The organism is Caulobacter sp. (assembly GCF_049283275.1).
In the GTDB taxonomy this organism is placed as follows: domain Bacteria; phylum Pseudomonadota; class Alphaproteobacteria; order Caulobacterales; family Caulobacteraceae; genus Caulobacter.
This window is the reverse complement of sequence record NZ_JBAPVS010000190.1, coordinates 1-6249: the sequence shown is the minus strand read 5'-3', so window position 1 is coordinate 6249 and position 6249 is coordinate 1. Positions and strand designations below refer to the sequence as shown.

At 66.3% G+C, this 6249-nt stretch carries 8 protein-coding genes and 1 pseudogene; 5 read left to right on the top strand and 4 right to left on the bottom strand.

The window, feature by feature from the left end; genetic code table 11:
- Positions 1-288 precede the first annotated feature (288 nt).
- Positions 289-939, bottom strand: coding sequence for a DUF3052 domain-containing protein (locus tag WAL33_RS10355; protein ID WP_422181065.1), 651 nt, complete (start codon positions 937-939; stop codon positions 289-291).
- A complete protein-coding gene (locus tag WAL33_RS10350) occupies positions 939-1778 on the bottom strand; it encodes a crotonase/enoyl-CoA hydratase family protein (protein ID WP_422181063.1) in 840 nt (279 codons plus the stop codon). The genes WAL33_RS10355 and WAL33_RS10350 overlap by 1 nt, the downstream gene beginning before the upstream one ends.
- Before the next feature lie 312 nt (positions 1779-2090).
- Here WAL33_RS10350 and WAL33_RS10345 point away from each other — a divergent pair, with 312 nt between their 5' ends.
- Positions 2091-2447, top strand: coding sequence for a response regulator (locus tag WAL33_RS10345; RefSeq protein WP_422181061.1), 357 nt, complete (start codon positions 2091-2093; stop codon positions 2445-2447).
- Between the two features lie 52 nt (positions 2448-2499).
- Entirely contained in the window at positions 2500-3126 is a 627-nt protein-coding gene (locus tag WAL33_RS10340; RefSeq protein ID WP_422181059.1) for a pyridoxamine 5'-phosphate oxidase family protein, read from the top strand.
- A gap of 146 nt (positions 3127-3272) precedes the next feature.
- Here WAL33_RS10340 and dksA read toward each other — a convergent pair whose 3' ends face one another.
- Complete coding sequence (dksA, locus tag WAL33_RS10335; RefSeq protein ID WP_422181057.1) at positions 3273-3701, bottom strand: RNA polymerase-binding protein DksA; 429 nt, start codon at positions 3699-3701, stop codon at positions 3273-3275.
- Between the two features lie 175 nt (positions 3702-3876).
- A complete protein-coding gene (locus WAL33_RS10330) occupies positions 3877-4305 on the bottom strand; it encodes a flagellar assembly protein FliX (protein WP_422181055.1) in 429 nt (142 codons plus the stop codon).
- Between the two features lie 234 nt (positions 4306-4539).
- Here WAL33_RS10330 and WAL33_RS10325 point away from each other — a divergent pair, with 234 nt between their 5' ends.
- The 3 genes and pseudogenes from WAL33_RS10325 to WAL33_RS10315 form a co-directional block, all read left to right on the top strand.
- The gene (locus tag WAL33_RS10325) at positions 4540-5652 is read left to right on the top strand and encodes a flagellar basal body P-ring protein FlgI (protein ID WP_422181053.1); all 1113 of its coding nucleotides are present in this window, start codon (positions 4540-4542) and stop codon (positions 5650-5652) included.
- Positions 5652-5969 carry a rod-binding protein gene (locus WAL33_RS10320; protein WP_422181051.1) on the top strand — a complete coding sequence of 106 codons (318 nt, stop codon included), beginning with the start codon at positions 5652-5654 and terminating at the stop codon, positions 5967-5969. The genes WAL33_RS10325 and WAL33_RS10320 overlap by 1 nt, the downstream gene beginning before the upstream one ends.
- Positions 5970-5973: 4 nt before the next feature.
- A pseudogene (locus WAL33_RS10315) lies at positions 5974-6249 on the top strand (flagellar basal body protein); the annotation flags it as partial.

Below are 6249 nucleotides of genomic sequence, written 5' to 3'. Positions count from 1 at the left end.
GCCCCGCTCGGTTCGATCCCCTTCGCCTGCTTGGGCCGGTACCAAGAGCCCTCCCCCGCGACGGAGACAGCACTGATTATGCGGCGGGTCTGAGGTCCGAGGATCGGTGACGCTGATTATTTTTCAGGGCGTTGGAAAGGTTGGGGTTCGTCGCGGCGCTGGCGGGGATCCACGGCGCTCGGTCCCCGTGAAACCCCTCTCTCATAGAGAGAGGGAGGGGTTCCGTGGACGGCCGCAACGGGTCGAAAGCCGCCCCTCGCTCAACGCCCCAAGCAGATGTTCCAGTCCCTAGCCCTCGTCGTCAAAGCCCCCGTCATCCTCCGCCACCGCCGCCTTCGCCACCGCCGCGCCCTTGCGTTTAACGAACCGCAGGGCCGTGTGGGTCTTGGAGAACGCGCAGACCTTGGTGTCGACCAGGCCCTGCTCGCGGGCAGCGGTCAGGATTTCGACGTCCTTCAGCGGCGCGCCCTTGCCCTTCTGGGCGACGATCCAGATCGCGCCCTTCGGCCCCAGCCCACCAACAAGATCCTCGAGTTGGTCGAAATCGGCCAGGTCCTCGACGCCCAGGAACAGCAGGTCGATGTCCTCATAGGCTTCGACCGGTTCGACGCGGGTCGACAGCTCGTCCAGGAACGCGGCGTCGTCGATCGCCTGGACCACCACCGTCTGGCCGGCCTTGACGCCCAGCTTGTCCAGCCGCCCGGGCGGGTTCTGGATGGCGTGCAGCCACTTGTCGGCCTGGCCCGGCTCCAGGGTGAAGCGCGTGCCGTCGGTCAGCACCAGGTCGTCGCCCTCGACCTTCAGATCGCGCAAGGCGTGGCCCTGGAAGATGCCGCGCACCGCGCCGCGGAAGATCAGCTTGGGCGGCTCCCACAGCAGCTTGCCGTCGCTCTCGCCGTCGGAAAGCTGACCCCAGACGCCCTTGGCCTCCTTGCCCATCACGACCCCCGGAAGTTGGGCTGACGCTTCTCGAGGATGGCGTCGACGCCCTCCATGTGGTCGTCGGTGTGGTGGGCGATGGCCTGGGCCGCTGCGCTCATCTCCATCAGGGTGTCGTAGCTGGCGGTCTGGCCGTGCTTGAGCAGGCTCTTGGCCATGCGCAGGGCGTGAGGCGGCTGCTGGGCGATGCGCGTGGCCAAGGCCATGGCCTCGTCCATCAGGGTCTCGGCCGGCACGGCCTTGCTGATCAGGCCCCAGGCTTCGGCCTTCGCCGCGTCGATGATGTCGCCGGTGAACAAAAGCTCGGCCGCACGGCTCATGCCGATGGTGCGCGGCATCAGCCAGGCGCCGCCGTCGCCGGGGATCAGGCCCAGCTTCAGGAAGGTCACGCCGAACCTGGCGGTGTCCGCGGCGATGCGGATGTCGGTCATGCAGGCCACGTCGCAGCCCAGGCCGATGGCCGCGCCGTTGACCGCCGCGATCGACGGGACCTCCAGGCCGTAGATGGCCCGCACGATGCGGTGGATGTTCTTGCGATAGCCGTCGCGGACCTTGACGCCGTTGCCGCCGAACGCCCCTTCCCGCGCCTTCATCGCCTTGACGTCGCCGCCGGCCGAGAAGGCCCGGCCCGCGCCGGTCAGGATCACGCAGCGGATGTCCTGGTCGTCGTTGATCGCCTCGCAAGCCGCCGCCACCTGGTCGCCGTCGCCCGGCGCGCCCAGGGCGTTCATGGCGTCGGGACGATTGAGGGTGAGGATCGCGATGTGGCCGCGCTTCTCGGTCAAGACGAGAGGGGGCAGGATCAGGGGCGGAAGGGTCGTGGGGGCGTCTTGCGACATGGGGGCGCGCTCCTGGCGTTTTGCTCTGCATAGCGCAAATCACGCAGGGAGAGGCAAGAGACCAGCGCTCCGGCGCTCCTGTTTTATAAACTCAGGTAAATCCCTGATTTCGCCCAAACCGGACAAGACCCAGCGCTTCCTATCGTGATCACACACAACACCTTGGAAGAACTTGAATGCTGAGAACAAGACGCAACAGCGGGGATATGGCGCCTTAGACAAGCTGAGCCGTAAAAACCGTTGGCCTAGAACAGAATCATAGGCTTCTACTAGGGCGAGAGACGATCTGAAGAGCGGTGGCGTGCAGTGCACATGTCCCAGAGACATGCTTTGATCATCGAGGATGAAATCCTCATCGCGATGGAAGTCGAGGCTCTGCTCGCCGAGCAAGGGTTCGACACCTTCGATATCGCGGAAAGCCCTCAAGAGGCGCTGGACTGCGCCCTCAGACACCCGCCTGATCTGATCACCGCCGACTATCGCATCATCGGCGGCACGGGGGTCGAGGCGGTCACCGCGATCCTGGCGCGGCTGGGACCCATTCCCGTGGTCTATGTGACCGGCAACGCCGACCAGCTGGGCGCCCGCACCCGCGCCGTGGTCGACAAGCCGATCTCGCCCCACCGCCTGGCCGAAGCCTGCGCCATGGTCCAGAACGCCAACGCCTAGGCGTCGCCTCGCGACATCCGCTATGTTGGCGACCCTTGAGGGGGAGCCGCCCATGTTCGCCATCGGTCAGATCATCGACAGCCTCGAAGCGCTCGAGGCCCTCTACACCCCGGCTCCGGTTGCGGCTTCGACCGTCAAGGTGGCCGACCGCATCACCCCGCATTATCGCGCCCTGATCGAGGCCTCGCCTTTCGTGGCGCTGGCCACCGTCGGCCCCGAGGGCCTGGACTGCAGCCCGCGCGGCGATCAGCCCGGCTTCGTCCGCATCCACGACGAGCGGACGCTGATCCTGCCGGACCGTCGCGGCAACAACCGCACCGACAGCCTGCGCAACGTGATCCGCGACTCCCGCGTGGCGCTGATGTTCCTGATCCCCGGCTCGGGCACGACCTTCCGGGTCAACGGGCGGGCGGTGGTCAGCGCCGATCCCGACCTGTTGGCCAGCTTCGCCGTCGACGGCAAGGCGCCGCGCACCTGCCTGGTGGTCACCGTGGTCGAGGCCTATTTCCAGTGCGCCCGCGCGATCGTCCGCTCGGGTCTGTGGAAGACGGAAAGCCAAGTCGATCCCCGGTCCCTGCCCTCGCCCGGCGCGATGCTGTCGGCGATGAGCGACAACGCGGTGGGCGGGGCGGATTACGACAGGGCGTGGCCGGCGCGCGCCGCGGCGTCGCTGTGGTGAACGGCACAAAGGGTTGTCATCCCGGATCTGCGGCCCGCTGGGCCTTGTCCGGGATGACAGGCTCTCTTGGTTGGACCTAAACAAAAACGGCCCCGCCGTGAGGGCGAGGCCGTTTGAAACACATTCAGTCGAAGGTCGGTGAACCCTCAGTCGTCGCGGTGAACCCGTTCCCGACGTTCGTGACGTTCCTGGGCTTCCAGGCTGAGCGTCGCGGTGGGCCGCGCGTCCAGCCTCGCCAAACCGATCGGCTCGCCGGTTTCCTCGCAATAGCCGTAGGAACCGTCTTCGACTCGGCGCAACGCCTGGTCGATCTTGGAGATAAGTTTTCTCTGACGATCCCGGGTGCGAAGCTCCAGCGCCCGATCAGTTTCCGACGACGCACGATCGGCGAGGTCGGCATGGTTTTCAGTTTCAGCCTGTAGATGGGAAACCGTCTCGCGAGATTCGCGGAGGATCTCTTCTTTCCAAGCCAGAAGCTTCTGCTTGAAATACTCAAGCTGACGCTCATTCATGAAAGGCTCGTCATCCGACGGACGATACGAGTCTGGTGCCTTAAGAACAGTGGCCGTTTGCATTAACGCCTCACGCCCCGATGAACTTCGCCTAGGTCAGGCCGGGTGCTTATACCAAAACGATAGCCGGGTTCAATGAACGTCGCATGAGCGGGGTGTTCACCGCCGTGCACGAACCTCGCGATTCTGGGGATATATGGCGAACCGTGTTTTCTAAGCGACGGTTTCATCAGCGATCTTAGCCCAGCCGCATCTGCTCGAGCTTGGCCGCTTCGACGGCCGCGCGCGTCTCGATTTCGTTGAGAATGCCCTCGAGCTTGGGGTCGTCCGTCGCCTCGCGATGCTCGCGCACGGCGCTCTTGAGTCGCGACAGCGTGCCGGTCGAAATCTCGCCGTCCAAGGTCGCCAGCTTCAGGGCGTCCAGCAGGTCCAGCAGGCCGCCGGCCCGCTTCACGGCGCGCCGCTTGCGCTCCATCGGGTCCATGTCGGCCTGGAGGGCCAGAAGCGCGTCGAGCGACCCGATCCCGGCCACGCCGCCCGCCTGGGCGACCCCCGAAGCGGCGCTGGCGCCGCCCACGGAGGGCAGGGAAAACCCTGAACCGCCGCCCGTCGGTTTGGCCCGCGATGCGCCAACCGCGCCCGCGCCTCCCGTGCTGGAAACCTTCATGACGAAATCCTGCTCCGACTGGCGATCGAGGGAGTCACCCCCTCCCCGTTAACCACATCTTGCTAGGGCTCCGCTTGCGGTATGGTTAATGCCGGGCAGAATCTGCCGAACCAGAATGTCGCAGGCAGAATATCGCCGCGCCTCAACTGATTTCATTGAGATTTTTTGCCAATTCGCCTTGGCCCGGTTCTGGCATGCAGCGGCGTGGGGATGCCACCCCGCCGTAGGATAGCCATGTCTCGTTCATTCTTTGCCGCCGTTCTGAGCCTCGCCCTCGCCGCAACGCTCGTCGCCTCTCCGGCCGACGCCAAGTCGCGCATCAAGGACATCGTCGCCTTCGAGGGCGTCCGCGACAACCAGCTGGTCGGCTACGGCATCGTCGTGGGTCTGAACGGTTCGGGCGACAGCCTGCGCAACGCGCCAATGACCAAGCAGAGCCTGGAGGCCATGCTCGAGCGTCAGGGCGTCAACGTCCGCGACGGCAACCTCAACACCAAGAACACCGCCGCCGTCATGGTCACGGCCAACTTGCCGGCCTTCGCCGCGACCGGCGCGCGCATGGACGTCACGGTCTCGACCCTCGGCGACGCCAAGAGCCTGCTGGGCGGCACCCTGCTGGTCACCTCGCTGCAAGGCGCCGACGGCCAAACCTACGCGGTGGCCCAAGGCTCGGTGCAGACCGGCGCGGTCTCGGCCGGCGGCGCCTCGGGCAGCTCGGTGACCAAGGGCGTGCCCACCGCGGGCCGGATTTCCGCCGGCGGCATCATCGAAAAGGAAACCGGCTTCCAGATGGTGAGCATGGACGTGTTGCGCATGACCCTGCGCAACCCGGACTTCACCACTTCGCGCCGCATCGCCGACGCCATCAACGGCCGCTTCCCCAACTGCGCCCAGGCCCAGAACCCGACCATCGTCGCGGTCCGTCCGCCGCCCGGCATGGACATGATCAGCTTCGTCACCAGCATCGAGAACCTGGAAGTCGAGCCCGACGCTCCGGCCAAGGTGATCATCGACGAAGTGGCCGGCGTGATCGTCATGGGCGACGACGTCCGCATCAGCCAGGTGGCGATCGCCCAGGGCAACCTGACCATCTCGGTCCAGGAGACTCCCGCCGTCAGCCAGCCGTCCCCGTTCAGCCAGGGACGCGCCGCCACCGTGGTTCCGCAATCGACCGTCACCGTCAACGAGGAGACCGGCCGGCAACTGCTGACCCTGGGCGGCGGCGCTTCGCTCAAGAGCCTGGTCGGCGGGCTCAACGCCCTGGGGGTCACCCCGCGCGACATGATCTCGATCCTGCAGGCCATCAAGGCCGCGGGCGCCCTGCAAGCCGACATCGAGGTGATGTGATGAGCGCTCTTTCCTCGGCCGCCGTTTCGCCCATCGACACCGTCGGCCAGACCGCGGCCTCGACCGCCGAACTGCTCAAGCGCGGCAAGATCCGCGAGACGGCCCAGAAGTTCGAGGCCTCGTTCCTGTCGGTGATGATGCAGTCGATGACCGCCGGCATGACGACGCCGGAGGTTGGCGGCGGCGGCGCCGGCGAGGACATGTTCAAGTCCCTTCTGGCCGAGGAGATGGCCAAGCAGGTCTCCAAGGCCGGCGGCGTCGGCGTGTCCGCCGCCATCCAGAAGGAAATGCTGAAGATGCAAGGTCTGAAGGAGTAACCCCATGGCCCTGAACGCCCTCGATTGCGACGACCGCGTCGAACAGCTGATCATCCTCACCGAGCGCCTGACCGACCTGATCGCTCGGCAGGCGGTCGCCTTCGAGGCCCGCCGCCCCCACGAGGCGGCGCCGTACGTCGACGAGGTGGCCAAGCTGGCCAACCTCTATCGCCATGAGTCGAGCCGCGTGCGCGGCAATGTCGCCCTAGTGTCGGGCGCCTCGCTCCAACGCCGCCAGCGCCTGGTGCGCGCCACCGAGGCCTTCGACGCCGTCCTGGCC